Source organism: Pseudoalteromonas sp. ATL1, assembly GCF_058933015.1.
The window spans coordinates 1882358-1898879 of sequence record NZ_JBZYXL010000001.1 but is presented as its reverse complement, the minus strand read 5'-3'; the positions used below and the strand labels follow the sequence as shown (position 1 = coordinate 1898879).

The window sequence follows — 16522 nt, the reverse complement described above, 5'->3', positions numbered from 1 at the left end:
CATGGAGTTTATGTTTATTCGTCCCGACTTACTTTGGTTGTTAATCCCGTGGCTTGTGGTGACGAGCATTCAATTTACCAAGCAAGCAAAGCAAAAACAAAGCCCGCTGATCGCACCGCACTTAGCGAATGTCATGCTGAGTGAAAATAAGCAACAGCGTAAACAAGCAAGCCCGTTGCTTATCAGCCTATTTTTACTGGTAGGCATAATCAGTGCAGCAGGTCCTAGCTTTGAAAAGCAACAAGTCCCCGTCTTTCAAGCAAAACAAGCTAGAGTGCTGTTGATGGACATGTCTTATTCCATGTACTCCACTGACATCACGCCTAACCGCCTGACGCAAGCACGCTTTAAGGCACTCGATATGATTGAGTTGTTTAAAGAAGGCGAAACGGCTTTGGTTGCTTACGCGGGTGATGCCTTTACCGTATCACCACTAACCAGCGATGCTGCTACTTTAGCTAACTTAATCCCGAGTTTAAGCCCCGCAATTATGCCAAGCAAAGGTTCAAATGTGCTAGCAGGGATTGCGCAAGCCGTTGAGTTGCTCAAGCAAGCCGGATACGCACAAGGTGAAATTATCTTGCTTACTGACGGGCTTGATCAAGCGGATATAGACGATGTAAACGGTGAGCTTAGCGCTAGTAACTATGCATTGAGTATCTATGGCATTGGCACAGAGCAAGGCGCGCCAATTGCACTGCCTGAAGGCGGCTTTTTAAAAGACAATTCTGGGCAAATCGTCGTTCCTAAGATTAATTTTGCGCGTTTAGATGGGTTAGCCAAGCGTAACAAAGGGCAACTTGTGCGCTACCAAACCAGCGGAAGCGATATTAAAGCCTTTACGCCCAAACTAGCCGACACGCAAGATTTACAGCAATCAGAGCAAAGTCAAACACTGTGGCGCGTTGATGCGGGCCAATACGGCTTGATTTTGCTACTACCTTTAGCGCTGTTAATCATGCGCCGCGCCGGGATCAGCCTGCTCGTTGTGCTGTTTATGTTCAACCCTGCAGAGCAAGCTATGGCTGCTGATTGGCAAAGTTGGTTTAAAAACACCGACCAAAATGCTTTAAGCGCCTATCAAAGTGATGATTATCAACAAGCAACCAGCGCCCAAAATGCGGAGCTTAAAGGCGCAGCCTTTTACAAACAAGGTGACTATAAGCAAGCCGCTCAAGTGCTTGAAAATACCACTTCAGCCATCGGGCAATACAACTTCGGGAATGCGCTCGCGCAGCAAGGTGAGCTGGATAAAGCAATCGAAGCCTATGAGAAGGCATTAGCCGCAGACCCTGACTTTAGCCAAGCAGCCGAAAACAAAGCACTTGTTGAACAACTCAAGCAGCAACAAGATAAACAGCAAGGTGACCAGCAACAGCAAGGCGACCAACAGCAGCAAGGTGACCAACAGCAACAAGGCGACCAACAGCAACAAGGTGACCAACAGCAACAAGGTGACCAGCAACAGCAAGGCGACCAACAGCAGCAAGGTGACCAACAGCAACAAGGTGACCAACAGCAACAAGGTGACCAACAGCAACAAGGTGACCAACAGCAACAAGGTGACCAACAGCAACAAGGCGACCAACAGCAACAAGGCGACCAACAGCAACAATCTGATGGGGAACAAAATAACCAGCCCGACATGCAAAGTGAGCCGAAAACTGAGCAGCAAACGCAGCAAAGTATGAGTGATCAACAAAAAGAGGCTGACGAGCAAGCACAACAGCAAGCAGCCATGGCGCAGCAAGCTCAGCAGCAGCCTAAAGAGGGCGAATCTGAGCAAGGCATGGCACCTATTTCAGCACAGCCTCTTACCCCTGAAGAAAAAGAAAAAGCGCAGCAGCTTAATCAGTTACTTCGAAAAGTACCTGATGACCCTGCCATTTTGTTACGCAATAAAATGCAATTAGAAGCGCAACAACGCGCACAACAACGCCGTCCACAAGGAGTTGAAAAATCATGGTAATACGTTTGTTAGTTTCCGTATTCCTTTTAATGCTTATGCGCCCTGTTTGGGCCTTTGATAATTTAACCGCCAGTGTTGATAAAAACCCCGTATTGGTCGGTGAGTACTTTACGCTCACCATCGAAGCTGATGGTAAAGTGTCTGGCGAGCAGCCAGATACCAGCGTACTCGCTAAACAATTTGTAACAGGCCCTGTGAGCGTTGGCTCTCGTACCAGCATCATCAACGGCAGTGTAAGCAGTCAAACCACATGGCAAATGCAGGTGATGGTACGCTCTGCTGGTACGTTCACCATTCCAGCCTTTGAGGTGGATGGTAAGCAGTCTGCGCCTATCGAGCTAACAGTGGTACCAAGGAGTGACAGTGAGCAAACGCAAAAAGATATTTTTGTCACCGGTGAGCTCAAACCAAGTAACTTATATGTACAACAAGCGGGTCTATACACGGTCAAACTCTACTTAGCAAAAGATCTGCTTGATGGCCAGTTGTCACCACCAGAAATGGAAGATGCGCAGATCACAGCGCTGGGTAAGCAAAAAGAAGGCTACGAGGTTGTGGACGGCCGTCGCTACATGGTGATCACCCGCGAGTATCTAGTACAACCACAAAAAAGTGGTGAGTTTACTATCTCTGCACCGGTGTTTAATGGTCAAGTTCGCGAAAATTACCGTCGCATGGCGGTATCAGCTATGGCCGACAATGTCGATATTAGCGTAAAGCCCATCCCCGATAACTATCAAGGCGCTTGGTTACCGAGTGAGTTGGTGAATTTAAGTGAAGAGTGGCAACCTAGTGGTGAGCAGGTAACGGTTGGCACCCCTATCACGCGTACAATCACACTGACTGCTTTAGGCGTCACGCAAGAGCAATTGCCTGACATCAAATTAGATACAATCACGGGTATTCGTAGCTACCCAGATGAAAGTGAGCGTAATCAACTGGCCAGAGATGGCCGCGTGATCTCACAATTAGTCTCATCATACGCTTTAGTGCCACAAACACCGGGCACGTATACCCTACCGGAAGTCAAGGTGCCTTGGTTTAATACCGTAATCAACAAAGTAAACTACGCCACTTTACCGGCGCGCACAATTACGGTGGTGGCCGATCCAAATCAGCCTCTTACCGCAACACAGCCGGTCGTGCCAAACATGGCAACTCCCGCAGTTGTCGAGCCAGTACCTAGTGTGGTGCCTCAAATTGTTGATACATCTAAAACGCTTACCGATTGGCTAGTTATGGGCTCTGGCTACATTTTATGGCTCATTACATTGCTACTTTGGTGGTTACGAAAACCAAACAAATCTGCGCATGTAACCAATCCAAAAGCGAGCACAAAGCGTCAGGTTCCAAGTGAGTTACTCAAAATCGCAGCCAAACAAAATGATGCAAGCGGCTTTTACCAAGCACTGCGCAGTTACGCTAAACAAGTACAGCCAGAGTCAGGGTTTGATGCATGGCTCGTCCAGCAAGACGAGCCACAGTTAAGTGAAGAAATTGCCGCATTGCAAGCTTCACTGTACAGTAATGCAACGCAAGCAGCTGATTTATCCAAGATATACCAGCTACTTATGTCTGCACAGAAAAAACAAGCAGCCAATAAGAATACCAATCTAGCTCAGCTATACTGAGCTAGATAAAATAAATTGCAAAAAAGATGCAAGAAAACTGCTAACCATAAGGTCTTACTAGCATGACCATAAAACAAAAGCGCTACGAATCTTTGGTACAGGTCTACCATGTCGAACTCTATCGGTTCGCCTACTGGCTTTGCCAAGACCCGACCATTGCCGAAGACTTAGTGCAAGAAACCTTTTTAAGGGCTTGGCGTTCACTTGATTCATTACAAGATGACAATGCCGCCAAGCCTTGGTTGTTAACAATTTTGCGTCGCGAAAATGCGCGCCGCTTCGAACGTAAGCAGTTCGATTACGCCGATGTAGATAACGACACACTGGTAGACAACCAAAGTGTTGAACTTGACGACAAGATGGAACAAACCGTCATACAAAGGCAAATTAGTAAACTCTCTGCTGAGTACCGCGAGCCCCTGCTACTGCAAGTTGTAATGGGTTGCTCGGGTGATGAAATAGCAGACATATTGGAGCTGAACAAAAATACCGTGATGACACGCTTATATCGTGCACGTAACCAGCTAAAAGAAGCGCTGACTGAGCACCAAGAACCACTTAAAGGGGCACAAAATTGATGAATGATTTAGAATTTCGTCGTCGCCTGTTTGCAGATCCACACGATACGGACGTTGCGCAAGAAGCTGCAAAAGACCCTGAACAACAGGCCTTATTGGAAGACTTACAAGCTTTTGACGCCCAGCTCAATGATGCTTTGCAGGTTGAAGTACCTGAAGGCTTGGCTGAGCGCATACTGGCAAAGCAACAGCAAGACAACAGTCATAATGTCCTGCAAAGAAAGTCATGGTTTCGCCGCCATAAAACGCCGTTTGCAACCGCAGCTAGCGCGACGTTTGCATTGGGGTTGTACTTTATGAGCGCCACGCAATCGCCATTGCTTGCCGGTGACCATGCGCTGTCACACGTGCGCCATGAAAAAAGCGCGTTTGCCAGTGACAAAGAAATCGCCATGCAAATAGTGAATGAAAAACTCGCTAAGTTTGGCGCAACGTTGAGTAATCTGCCCGGCAAGGTGACATATGCCACATTTTGCCACTTTCAAGGGCAAGAAAGTTTGCACCTTGTTTTTCAATCAGAATTTGGGCCTATAACGGTATTTATCGTGCCCATCGACAAGAAAAACAGCTTGGGTGGCAACGGTCAATTTAAAGACGAACAGTATTTGGGCATTATCGATCAAGATAAACACGGTGCAACGGTACTGGTGGCGAACTTAGGCTCCCCTGTTGAGCAATACCAAAAGCAGGTAGTCAACGCGCTTAAGTGGTTATAAATTCTGTAAATAAAGCGGTACGTTCACCACGTACCGCTCATCGACTCTAGCCCCCCATCAACCTCATTTGTATTTAACTTAGCGACACCTTTCTTTACAATTTCGTCAGTTTTAGTTCTATAGGAAAGTTATGAAAAACTTTATCGTATTTTTTTCACTGATCTCGCTCTTATTTGTCAGCAGTTTTGACGTTGAAGCCAGAAAAAAGTTTGGCAGTAAATCAACTGGCAAAACCCAGCAAACCAGCACCACGCAACAAAAACAGCAAACGGACACCAAATCGATTGCCCCCACATCATCCGCGAAGCCTAAATCAAGTAAAAAAGGTATTATGGCGGGCGTGTTAGGCGGCTTACTTGCTGGCGGCTTGATCGCGGCAATGTTGGGTGATGATTTTGAAGGCTTCCAATTTTTAGAGATGATTTTACTCGCCCTTGCCGCATTTGTGATTTTTAAATTGATCAAAGGCATGATGCAAAAACGCCAACAACCGCATATGGCGGGTGGCCCACAAATGGGGAACCCTGCAATGGGTGGCCAACCACAGTTTGAACAACCGCAGCAATTCCAAACGCAATCAGCGTCCGCAGGCGGCTTTGCTCAGCAAGACTCTGTGCCTTTTAACCTGCCAAAAGACTTTGATATAAACAGCTTTTTACACGGCGCACGCCAGCACTACCACACGCTACAAGAAGCTTGGAACAACAAAGACTTTGCGACAATGGCAGAATACCTAAGCCCAGAGTTAGTTGAAGAGTTTAAGCGCGAGCGAGAAAGCCATGACGACGTTGCCACTGAAGTGATGTTTATTGACGCACAATTAGTGCGTGCTGATACGCAGCCGGATGTGTGGGAAGTGAGTATTTTATTTAAAGGCAAATACCGCGACCTAGGCGATAAGCAAGAAGAGCCAATTCACGAAATTTGGCACCTAGAGCGTCAAACACAAGGCAATGCACCATGGTTAATCGTTGGCTTGGAAGATTTAGCGGATAGTTAATCGATTAACATTTAAATTGATACGTAAAAGCCGCAGGCACAAACCTGCGGCTTTTTAATGTGCGATGCTTTCTATTTGAATAGAGCCTGTGAAAACACACTCCCCTGCTCGCTTGGCGAAATAGTTTGCATCTGAGGTTTGCTGTAGCTCACTAAAATTTGCCCCAATTCCTTAGGGAAATAGCCACTCAACACTTTGGGTCCATCAGTCATTGGTACAAAGCCATCCACCTCAATTCGCAAATAATTTTGCCTGTCAGCGTGGTGGTTTTTAGCGCCGGGAACAGCGCTTAATATATGCTCGGCGACCTCTGCTTGTAGCAGCTTTTTAAGCTCAGGCGTATTGTGCATTTTCAGCCGTATCGATTGAAGTTTTTTATCTGCCACCGAAAATTGCAACCGCGACTCAAACAACTTAAACAATGCGGAGCGAAATTGCTCAACTTGCTCATCAGGCCCATTGGCAAGGTGGATAATCGATGTGGGTTTTCCTTCATACTCGATTTGCTGATACAACTTCGCGATAGAGGTAGAGATAGTAATAAACACGTAGTTATCTTGTCGCTGCACGATTTGCGCTGTGGTCATCTGCAAGCCGTGAGCTGACGTTACGTCAACCCACAACGATAGCATCACCATAAAAGCAATTTGTAAGCGTTTACAGCTTATTATCCCTTGCGCACTCATCGGCAATGCTCTGAGTAAGTATCATTGGACCCAGCAGTATCTGTGCTATCCAAGCGATATCTAAAGGCATAACAGTTCGCGTTTGGATTGTAACCGCTATCACCTGAAACCAGTTGACGGTACATGAGCAAAGCCGTCTTGCCGCTTGGAATACGGTTGTTGCTTGCACCCGGTGTGACTTCAATAAACTGCCATGTTTTGCCGCCAAAACTCATGGTGTCGTAGTCAGTCAAGGATACATCATTGCCCGTCCAAGAGAGGTCGCGCTCTTGCGTCCAGTGCGGGCCAGCGGGAACAGAGCCAGCCTGATCGGCCTGAGCGCGGAAGCAGCCGATGCTGTATGGCGCATCTGTGGTACTGTAATACACATACTCGCTGCCATCACCGTGCAAGTCATACGCATTACATGCATCCAGCGATTTACTCCCCTGCTGCACGTCTTGCGGCAAATAATTAAGCTCAGCATAACGCCCGGAACCATAATCTGTGCCGCCAGTGGTTTTAACGCCACCACCGGTACCAAAATAAAGCGGTAAACCGTCAAACATGTAAGCCAGAGGTTGTGATGGGTCGTGGCTGTCCATTAAACAAATAGGTGCCATATGGTAGTGATAATCTTCACCGTTACCGGCATGGCCACCACATTGGTCAATTTCACCGAGTAACACGGTATCGCGGTCGCTGTAGTCCTGTCCTAATTGTGCAATTTCATCGGGTTGGCTTTCTTTGGCATAGTGCAAAATCGGCACGCCTTCGACGGAAATGCCTACCGCGTGGTGAATATTGATATTGCTTTGCACAGAAGATAAATAGGTCGGTGTAATCGGCAATGTCCACGTAGCTTGCTCAGGAATAGGCACACGCCCAATCCAAGAACGAATACCGACATTGGCTTTATCGCCATCCAGTTTCGAGCGGTATGGCAACATCGTATTGGTGGTAACACTCAGAGTATTCCCATTACAACTTACCGACACATAATCGCTGTACGGTGCAAACGCAATGGACTTATCGGCGCACGTTTTGGCTACGCTGGATGGGAGATGATCGCTGTTTTTGGGGTTATATCGCTTACGTGTTAAGGTCATCGTTGACGTACCAAGTGTATGTGGTGCGATGGTGTTGCGCAAAGTGACGATGTCCGTTGAACTCCCTGTTAAACCTAACGAGCCCACCCCAGCAGATAGTGCGTACAAGGTGATAGTATATTCGTGCTCACTGGGTCCTGACGAGCAAGGTGCTGAGTATGCTTGTTGATCGTTTACACTATTTATACCAAACACACCCACCGAGGTATCACCCGTTGCAAGGCTTGATGTACTTGCGGGTAAGTCGTACATGGTCCAATACGAATGGGCTTTAGAAAAATCTCCTGCATCATTCGGGTTTGGAAAATGATGCATAGACAGTGCAAATGACTGCGTTCCCGACGGCGCACCAGACCACTCAAGCGGTATGGACATCCCTTGGCTAACTCCATCACAGGTCGCTGAGAACGGGATAACATTGTCACTTTTTACCGCCTTGCTACTCATCGTAAAGCTGCCATTGTTGCCATCATCCGGGGTTGTGCCACCGCTAGAACCAACCGTGCCTCTAACTAATACTTCGTTATCAAGGACGAGGTTAGAACTCCAAATAAACTGTGCATCGTTACTCGCATCATCAAACACATTGGTAAAGTTGGTGTAGGCTTGCTTGTTATCAACGCCCACGGTGTCATTGGTGAATGTATACGCGCTTGGCCAGCTGCTATCATCATAACTTTCACTCATCCAGTTAGCTGGACGCGCCCAATGTATCGCATTCACATTGGCAATATCACTCACCGCTGATGTACTACAGCTTGTTGATAATCGCTCATTACCCGATGTACTTAAGCACGAAGTATCAACAATAGGCGCGGTGTAAAAAGTTTGAGCTTTCCACTGATTGTTTGTCACGCCAATAATTTGCTCATTGCTGTCTTTGAAAACGGCAACCATGCCACCATCACCTGGAGAATAGGCACTGCCTTTGTTATTTTCAGTGCCTGTACCTAATGTTTCTTCCCAATCAACTAAGGCCATAGCAACGGTAAAGGGCTGCTTCACTTTGAAACGAACAATGTTTGAGTTGAACTCGGTAAATGGTACGGGATCTTTTCCAACTGCAACGCCATTTACATACATTTCAAAGTAATTATCCGCAAAAATATACGCAGTGATCACTTCACCGTCGGCATCAATTTCAATGATATCAGTGCCATTAAGCGCCGCTTTTGCACTCGCCGCATCAGCATAATTGTGACCCGCTACATAGTTGTTATATAAATCGGAAGCAAATGGCATGCTAGCGTCTTGGAATAAGTTCTCTGCTGGCACTACCCATGTTTGCTGATCACTATCGGTAATACTCCCTACCGCAGCAACACGGCTGCCCTGAGCGAACAGGTTGCTGATTGTGGTCGTTGCGACCCCTCTCGTCAAAGCGCCTGTTTCGGGGGTTGGATCTGGGTCCGGCGTCGGGTCCGGTGTTGGGTCTGGGTCCGGTGTTGGGTCAGGGTCCGGCGTTGGGTCAGGGTCCGGTGTTGGGTCTGGGTCCGGTGTTGGGTCTGGGTCCGGTGTTGGGTCTGGGTCCGGCGTTGGGTCTGGATTGTTATTACTGTCATCCGTTGGTGTTGTTGTTTGAGCAGAATCTGAACCAGAGCCGCCGCAGCCACTCACTAAAGTGAGCGTAAATAATGCCACAGTTAACGCTGAACAAATGCGCAGAATTAGTTTCATCATGTTGAGCCTCATCTACCTGAGTTAGGTTATTATTGAGCCTAAACATAGATTGTGGATGAATTATGCACAGCCAGCAAAAAAAGCGTCTAACTTATTGATATTAGGTACATGATAAAATACTTCATTTGCAACTCCCTACGTGCATAGTTGCCGAAGAGGCCACCATAAACTCCTTAAATACCCGATACTTTTTGAGTTGCCATTGATCCTTTTTAGCAAGCAAATACAAACGCTTTGTAGGTAAACCATGGTCGCAGAACAGCGACACAAATTGACCGCTCGCCAATTCATTGGATACTGACACATCCAAAAATAGTCCAATACCTAGACTCGCCTGCGTTAGTTGGTAAATGCCTTCAATATCATTACTGTAATGAGCAACTGATTTTCCAAAATCAAAGCGATGCTTATTTAAAAAAGCTTTTAGTTCACCGTTTGGGTTTAACGACGACGGTAATATAAATTGGGCGCTTCCTAAGTCTGAAAAATCAGTTGGCGTGCCATGCTTCTGCAAATATTGCCTTGTGGCACAGGCAACCAATTGAAGATCAGCTAAAGGTTTAGCCACCATGTTACTATCATCTAACTGACCTAGTCTAAATGCAAAGTCAATATCGCTTGCGTATAAATCCGCAAGTTCGTCGCTATAATGCAAATGCAACTGAATTGCAGGAAAATGGTGTGCAAAATCAGCTAGAATGGTCATAAGTTGCGAACGACATAACGATTTTGACAAAGTAACCCGCAACTCACCACAAACCACACTTTGCTCCGAAAGGAGTGCTTCTTCAGCCTGTGACACAGAAGCAAGTATTGCCTTACATTTGGGATAAAACTGTTTACCCATGTTCGTGATGTCTAATTTTTTATGAGCGCGATAGAAAAGCTGAGTTTGCAGGCTCTCTTCTAACTGCGATAGCTGCTTACTTATCGCTGGGACAGACAAATTCAGTACGTTCGCAGCTAGTGTAATGCTCCCTTGCTCAACCACAGTGATAAAAGTCCGATATTGGTTAAATTTTGACACATTTAGTGCCCTCCACTGCTTTCCATTTGGTTAATTAGAATCAAGTTTTAATTCAATTTATTTTAATCACTTACCTTTGTACAGTCATATTTATAAACAAAAACAAGGAGTAGCATAACAATGATTGAACTTAATAAAACCATAGCGACGATTACAGCGCCCGTGGAGTACGTTTTTAAATTCATAACAAATATGGAAAATTATGGCAAATGGTTTCCGGGGGTAGTGGCGATTGATTCTAAAAATGATCTGCCCCACGGTGCTATTGGCAAAACCTATCAAGAAACCCTCATACTCAATGGTGTCGAGCAAGCATTCTGCATTGAAGTAATTCAATGCCAAGAAAACCAACTATTTCTAACCCAAGGAGAGCTAGCAGGCGTCTTACCTCAAATGACCATAAGGTTTACGCAACATTGCGACAATACTTGTGAGATGATATTGCAATACCATAGCCGTTGCACGAGCCTAGATGAGCGTAGTGAATTAATTCAAGCTTTGAAACAAGACTTGCTTGCAAGAGCATCCGAAGGAGTCGCAAATTTAAAAAGGCTGCTAGAACATACTAATGAAACGCACCAATTTGATTATTGACCATACAATTGAGCCAGATGCTTATCTGGCTTAAACCATTTGAGAATCCAAACCACCATATCGACTACACTTACCCAGAGCGGCGATTCTCCATTCTTTAGTGAGTTCATAAAATGACGACAAAAATATCATCTCTTGGTCAACTGGCCATCACAGTGAGCAGCGTGGCACACGCATTATGCTTTTACCGAGAAATACTTGGGATTGAATTTCTATTCTCACCCAGTGATGAATTGGCTTTTTTACAATGTGGTGAAACACGACTGATGTTAAGTACCCCACAAGGCGCAGGAGACATAGGCAAAAACTCCATTCCTTACTTCAAAGTAAAGCACATTGAGGTTTTTTTTAGTGAGGTTATAAACAAAGGGGCCAAAGTCGAAAGAGTCCCTCAACTGGCAGCAAAAATGGAAGACCATGACCTATGGATTGGTTTTTTAAAAGATCCCGACGAAAACTTAGTTGGAATTATGGAAGAGAAGCGATAGCTAAAAGCACCCATTTACCTCAAAAACCCCTTGGCATTTTTTGCCCCTTGCAACACACTAAACACGATAGCGTGTTGATGCTTTAAAAGGAAAATTATGAGAATACCTAACCTCGTGCTAACAGCCTTTGTATGCACAATGATGAGCGCTTGTTCACTCACTCCATCACTCAAGTGTGCTAATGGCTTGCAATCACAAATACAAGAATCGCTGTACTTCGGTACGGGCACACCTGATGGCTTTGTCACCAAAGAACAATGGACATCTTTTTTGCAGAAATCCGTGACCCCTAAATTTCCTGACGGCTTAACTGTGGTGGATGCTTCCGGACAATGGCAGGGAAAAAACGGCGTTATCGTCAAAGAGCCTAGCTATATTCTCACGCTCATTCACAACAATAGCCAACAAAATATCACGAATATTAACGAAATCATCAATACATACAAAACCCAGTTTCAGCAAGAATCTGTGTTGCGCGTGCAATATCAAAGCTGCGTCTCATTTTAACTAGATTGGAGTTTTAAGTGCCATGAAATATCAAGGAAGCTGTCATTGTGGACAAATCAGTTTTGAAGTAGAAGCACCAGAAGTGATTGAAGCCGAACGCTGTAATTGCTCTATTTGCCAAAAATCGGGATTTATCCACCTCATTGTGCCCAAAGATAAATTCAGGTTACTCGACGGTCAGAAAAAGTTAGCCTGCTACACATTCAACACACATGTCGCTCAACATTACTTCTGCAACAAATGTGGTATTAAACCTTTTTACATACCTCGATCCAACCCTAATGGCGTCGATGTTAACGTTAATTGTATTGATACTCAGATCCCAAAGCTCATTATCACTGAATTTGATGGCCAAAATTGGGAACAAAATGCGCATACACTAGCCCATAAAACCGAAACAATTTAAGGATCAAAGATGCATAAAAGCCGCCTTGCCGCACTCGTGATTGACAGTAAAGTAGATGATATTGAACACGCTAACTCATTTTGGGAGCAGGCATTGGGCTATGCTCGCATCGATTCTGATGAAGAATGGTCATCTAGATACACGCATTTAGACACGCCCGATGATCAGCCTCAGGTACTCATCCAAAAAACACAGCACGAAAGCAGAGTGCACTTAGACATTGAAACCGACAACATCCAAGCAGAAGTAGCGCGCCTTGAGGAACTTGGTGCCAAAGTAGTCAAAACCATGGAACGCTGGGTGGTCATGGAAGCGCCGACAGGGCATAGACTTTGCGTGGTGCACCCACAACGCAAAGATTTCGATAACGCTGATAATGTGAATGTCTGGGAGTAATGCTCCCAGGATACAAAACTGATTTAATAGATAAATGACTATTTTAAAATACAATCAAACGTATAAAAAACAATGTATTGAGATATTTGACAGCAACATTGGGCAGTATTTTGCCCAATCTGAACGAGCTGAGTTTCTATGCTTCCTCAATAATGTTTCGAGCAATGATCATTATTATGTTTATCTGCAAGATGAACGGGTGATTGCCTGTGGGGGCATTGAAATACACGATAATATTGGCGGTTTAACTTGGGGAATGGTACATCTAGAATTTCACGGAACAGGTATCGGAAAAGCACTCACCACATACCGATTATCACGCCTTAAAGCCTATAGCACAGTGAAAAGAATTGACATAGACGCGTCACAGCATACGCAAGGATTTTACCAAAAGTTAGGTTTTTCAGTGGTTAAGATCATTACCAATGGCTTTACCGATGGGCTTGACTGTGTCTTCATGCAACAGTTGATCACCTGCTAAGATGTAGCGAGCATTGCCTCCCACCTTTGGAAAACCGCCTTTTGAGCGAAAGTATTAAAGTATGTACTTTGAGGTTCGGCTCATCTCATTGCCGACTGCCTAACAGTACCCACAAGCTAGGCAATAGTTTAGCTGATGTTTTACCAGCATTAATTTTTTATTCTGCCTCCCCCTTACTGTGACTACTTTCTAAACACAATCAACACCTAGAAATCACCAACATTTTATTACACTTTTACAACAGAAACATATCACTAAGGCCACTACACTCTTCCACCAGGCCATCATGACTTATTCACGAGCATTTCCATATCTGCGATGGCCTATTTTGGAAAGCGTTAAACTCAAAAAGGATTAAACATGAGAAACATAGCCGCACTCACATTTTCAATTATTTCATCAGCCTCAGCATGTTGTGCCAGCGCAACGGAAAGTGCCAGTGATAACTTTTATGTGGGTGGATTGTATGGACATCAAAATGTATCTGACACAAGTGTAGACTTTAATACAATCGGTATTCTAGGTGGGTATAAATTCAACGAATATTTGTCTGTAGAATCCAGATATTTAACAGGTACCTCAGGTTACTCAAGGAACTATTATACGCCAGGCTTTTCAGATCAGCGCTACAAAGAAGACCTCGAATGGCAAGCTTCGATAAATTTAAAAGCCTCTTATCACATCTATGACCAACTCAAAGTGTATGGCCTACTCGGATACACCAAAACCCGTCTTGAGTACTCTGGGCTATGGTTTTCTAACTACAACCCTGAAGACGGCACTTATGCTAATGCCCATTCATACTCCAAGCACCGATTTGAAGATGGATTTAACTATGGTGCGGGTATTTCATACTCATTAACCGATACTGTTGAGCTATTTGCTGAATATCAAGTGCTTCCTAAATATTCCCAAAACAGCTGGAGTAATACATCAATTGGTGTTAACTATCACTTTTAATATTAGGTAATCAAGTTGCGCTAAACATCGCCCTGTTTAGCGCTAGTAGATTTTATTACTCATATCACATAGCTATGAACTTTTGCTAATAGGCGCACCATGCTCGACAAACTTTTTAAGTTCCGAGGTGGAGCGAATAATATGCAGCGATTTACCCGCACGAGATAATGCGTTAAGGGTCGTTAGAAAATCGTCATTCCAAAACTTAGGGCAAAGTCGCAGTGTTTGATAGCTTTGGATTGTGCCTTTCAAAATAGAACAACCTTCGGGCCAACCTTCAGGCTTCACAAATAATCCTTTTATAAGCCGCTTTGTTACGAGCCAATAGCTAACAGCATAAGGCAAGTCGATATAAACAAGGGTATCTGCCACTTCAATCCTTTGTTGGAATGAAGCAAGTGGACCCAAGCCATCTATGATCCAGCACTCTGAGCGAATAATTTCATTGTGCGCTTTATCAAATACCTCTCTAGCGACGGAGTTACCCGCTTTGTCGTATTGTAAAGAGTCGAGCTGATATAGTGGAATGCCGGTTTGCGCAGCAATCTGTTTACTCAAAGTCGATTTACCGCTGCCGGGCTTGCCAAACACGGCTATTTTTTTCATAAAAAAATCCTTTTCTTATCTATAGACCTTCAACCTAGCACAAACTATGAGCGATAAACACTACGTATCATCAAACTCGCACATAAACCTATGCGCTGCATTGACGGATATAAGCAGATCACATTTTTTAGGCAGTGACGACATCCCCCATTGAGTTAAACGTTGAAAAAATTTGATAAAATGTTCAACTTGCTGCTCACTCATACCCATTCCTGTTCGCCCAATAAGTTGCCGCTCTTGTTTTAAACGCCACGCAAAAACCCGTTCAAAAGTACCTACATCCAAATAAATAAGTGAGTCAATGTGAGAAAAAAGACGCTGGTAGTCAGCAGCCAAGAACGAATTAACACGTTGCCTAAAAGTACCTTGAGGGTCTAGCTCTCGCTCCAAGTCGTTAATGGGATTATTAAGTCTATTTTTAGGCTCAGGAGATATGCCTACACACCATCCTTCAAAAATCAGTACATCCAATGGCTGTTTATGCGCATGCCAGTACTGTTTTGCAAAAGGCTCATCGCTCGATTTATCAAATCGAGGTATAGTTACGCTCTGACGTTGTTTAAAACGAACCATTAAGCTCGTTGCTAATTCGGTATCATGCGTACCCGGCACGCCTCTTGTCGCAAACAATGGATGATAGCGTTCGGCACGTAGTTTTCGCTCTTGTGAACTCAGATAAAAGTCATCGATTGATACACAATCAGCCCTATAGCCTTCACTTTTCAAATACTCAATCAGGTACTGTGACAACGTTGATTTACCGGAACCTTGCGCGCCATTAATAGCCAAGCAATATGGCTTAGACGAGCCTGAAACAGCTTTGTTTAGCCAGCCTAAAATTGGCTCAGCATCATAAATATACTGCGCGGATAATTGATGTTGATTTATAAACTCTTGTTGCCAAGCGTGCATCACTTTGCTTTCCAGACAAAAAAACGGCCACATAATGTGGCCTTAAACATATCATGTGATAGTTATGCTTGTCTTGCTTCTAACATTAAACGCTTCATATCGCGAACCGCCTTTTCTAAACCATCAATCGCAGCACGAGCAACAATTGCATGACCAATATTCAGCTCATAAATTTCTGGCATCTGCGCGATGGGTTTCACATTGTGATAATGCAAACCATGGCCAGCATTAACGATAATGCCAAGACCATGAGCGTATTGCACGCCGTCACGAATGCGCTCTAGTTCTTGGGCTTGCTCTTTGTCATTTTCAGCATCGGCATAAGCCCCAGTGTGGATCTCAATGTACGGCGCGCCAGTGGCTTTAGCAGCATCAATCTGTGCTTTGTCTGCATCTATGAATAAGCTTACTTTAATGCCCGCAGCGGCAAGTGTGCTTACCGCTTCGGTAATTTTTGCTTGATTACCAATTACGTCCAAACCACCTTCTGTTGTCAACTCTTCACGCTTCTCAGGTACTAAACACACGTATTCCGGCTTAACTTCTTGGGCAATCGCCAACATTTCATCGGTCACGGCAATTTCAAGATTCATGCGCGTTTGGATGGTCTTAGCCATTACGTACACATCTCTGTCTTGAATATGGCGTCTATCTTCACGCAAATGAATGGTGATCCCATCAGCACCCGCGTGCTCGGCAACGCTTGCTGCATGCGCCGGATCAGGATAAGTCGTACCGCGTGCTTGTCTCAGTGTTGCAATGTGATCTACGTTAACGCCCAATAAAATGTCTTTCAT

Annotated in this window: 18 protein-coding genes; 12 read left to right on the top strand and 6 right to left on the bottom strand. The window is 44.8% G+C overall.

The window, feature by feature from the left end; genetic code table 11:
- Position 1: 1 nt before the first annotated feature.
- The 5 genes from AC5FX4_RS08565 to AC5FX4_RS08545 all read left to right on the top strand — a co-directional run bounded on the left by AC5FX4_RS08565 (position 2) and on the right by AC5FX4_RS08545 (position 5894).
- Positions 2–1969 (top strand): vWA domain-containing protein, encoded by a 1968-nt coding sequence (locus AC5FX4_RS08565; protein WP_493606018.1) that lies wholly within the window; start codon positions 2–4, stop codon positions 1967–1969.
- On the top strand, positions 1963–3600 hold the full coding sequence (locus tag AC5FX4_RS08560) for a BatD family protein (protein WP_493606017.1): 1638 nt from the start codon (positions 1963–1965) through the stop codon (positions 3598–3600). The genes AC5FX4_RS08565 and AC5FX4_RS08560 overlap by 7 nt, the downstream gene beginning before the upstream one ends.
- Positions 3601–3662: 62 nt before the next feature.
- On the top strand, positions 3663–4178 hold the full coding sequence (locus tag AC5FX4_RS08555; RefSeq protein WP_493606016.1) for a sigma-70 family RNA polymerase sigma factor: 516 nt from the start codon (positions 3663–3665) through the stop codon (positions 4176–4178).
- Positions 4178–4894: a DUF3379 family protein gene (locus tag AC5FX4_RS08550; protein WP_493606015.1), complete on the top strand. Its 717-nt coding sequence runs from the start codon at positions 4178–4180 to the stop codon at positions 4892–4894. Before AC5FX4_RS08555 ends, AC5FX4_RS08550 begins: the two co-directional genes overlap by 1 nt.
- Positions 4895–5024: 130 nt before the next feature.
- On the top strand, positions 5025–5894 hold the full coding sequence (locus AC5FX4_RS08545) for a Tim44 domain-containing protein (protein WP_493606014.1): 870 nt from the start codon (positions 5025–5027) through the stop codon (positions 5892–5894).
- Between the two features lie 71 nt (positions 5895–5965).
- Here AC5FX4_RS08545 and AC5FX4_RS08540 read toward each other — a convergent pair whose 3' ends face one another.
- The 3 genes from AC5FX4_RS08540 to AC5FX4_RS08530 form a co-directional block, all read right to left on the bottom strand.
- Positions 5966–6580 (bottom strand): hypothetical protein, encoded by a 615-nt coding sequence (locus tag AC5FX4_RS08540; RefSeq protein WP_493606013.1) that lies wholly within the window; start codon positions 6578–6580, stop codon positions 5966–5968.
- Positions 6577–9348 (bottom strand): YbhB/YbcL family Raf kinase inhibitor-like protein, encoded by a 2772-nt coding sequence (locus AC5FX4_RS08535; protein ID WP_493606012.1) that lies wholly within the window; start codon positions 9346–9348, stop codon positions 6577–6579. Before AC5FX4_RS08535 ends, AC5FX4_RS08540 begins: the two co-directional genes overlap by 4 nt.
- A gap of 121 nt (positions 9349–9469) precedes the next feature.
- The gene (locus tag AC5FX4_RS08530; RefSeq protein WP_493606011.1) at positions 9470–10375 is read right to left on the bottom strand and encodes a LysR family transcriptional regulator; all 906 of its coding nucleotides are present in this window, start codon (positions 10373–10375) and stop codon (positions 9470–9472) included.
- A 120-nt stretch (positions 10376–10495) separates the two neighbouring features.
- On the opposite strand from AC5FX4_RS08530, the gene AC5FX4_RS08525 reads away from it, so the two are divergent.
- The 7 genes from AC5FX4_RS08525 to AC5FX4_RS08495 all read left to right on the top strand — a co-directional run bounded on the left by AC5FX4_RS08525 (position 10496) and on the right by AC5FX4_RS08495 (position 14207).
- A complete protein-coding gene (locus AC5FX4_RS08525; protein WP_493606010.1) occupies positions 10496–10969 on the top strand; it encodes an SRPBCC family protein in 474 nt (157 codons plus the stop codon).
- 113 nt (positions 10970–11082) lie between these two features.
- Positions 11083–11457, top strand: coding sequence for a VOC family protein (locus AC5FX4_RS08520; protein WP_493606009.1), 375 nt, complete (start codon positions 11083–11085; stop codon positions 11455–11457).
- A gap of 96 nt (positions 11458–11553) precedes the next feature.
- Positions 11554–11964: a DUF3574 domain-containing protein gene (locus AC5FX4_RS08515; RefSeq protein WP_493606008.1), complete on the top strand. Its 411-nt coding sequence runs from the start codon at positions 11554–11556 to the stop codon at positions 11962–11964.
- Positions 11965–11986: 22 nt separating this feature from the next.
- Positions 11987–12370: a GFA family protein gene (locus tag AC5FX4_RS08510; protein ID WP_493606007.1), complete on the top strand. Its 384-nt coding sequence runs from the start codon at positions 11987–11989 to the stop codon at positions 12368–12370.
- Between the two features lie 9 nt (positions 12371–12379).
- Positions 12380–12766, top strand: a complete 387-nt coding sequence (locus tag AC5FX4_RS08505; protein ID WP_493606006.1) for a VOC family protein — start codon at positions 12380–12382, stop codon at positions 12764–12766.
- Between the two features lie 34 nt (positions 12767–12800).
- Entirely contained in the window at positions 12801–13247 is a 447-nt protein-coding gene (locus tag AC5FX4_RS08500; protein ID WP_493606005.1) for a GNAT family N-acetyltransferase, read from the top strand.
- Between the two features lie 360 nt (positions 13248–13607).
- A complete protein-coding gene (locus AC5FX4_RS08495) occupies positions 13608–14207 on the top strand; it encodes a porin family protein (RefSeq protein WP_493606004.1) in 600 nt (199 codons plus the stop codon).
- Between the two features lie 72 nt (positions 14208–14279).
- Here AC5FX4_RS08495 and AC5FX4_RS08490 read toward each other — a convergent pair whose 3' ends face one another.
- Genes AC5FX4_RS08490 through pdxJ form a run of 3 tightly spaced genes read right to left on the bottom strand, consistent with a single transcriptional unit; the run spans position 14280 to position 16522 of the window.
- On the bottom strand, positions 14280–14813 hold the full coding sequence (locus AC5FX4_RS08490) for an AAA family ATPase (protein ID WP_493606003.1): 534 nt from the start codon (positions 14811–14813) through the stop codon (positions 14280–14282).
- A gap of 60 nt (positions 14814–14873) precedes the next feature.
- On the bottom strand, positions 14874–15758 hold the full coding sequence (locus AC5FX4_RS08485) for a P-loop domain-containing protein (RefSeq protein ID WP_493606002.1): 885 nt from the start codon (positions 15756–15758) through the stop codon (positions 14874–14876).
- Between the two features lie 29 nt (positions 15759–15787).
- Positions 15788–16522: a pyridoxine 5'-phosphate synthase gene (gene pdxJ, locus AC5FX4_RS08480; RefSeq protein WP_493606001.1), complete on the bottom strand. Its 735-nt coding sequence runs from the start codon at positions 16520–16522 to the stop codon at positions 15788–15790.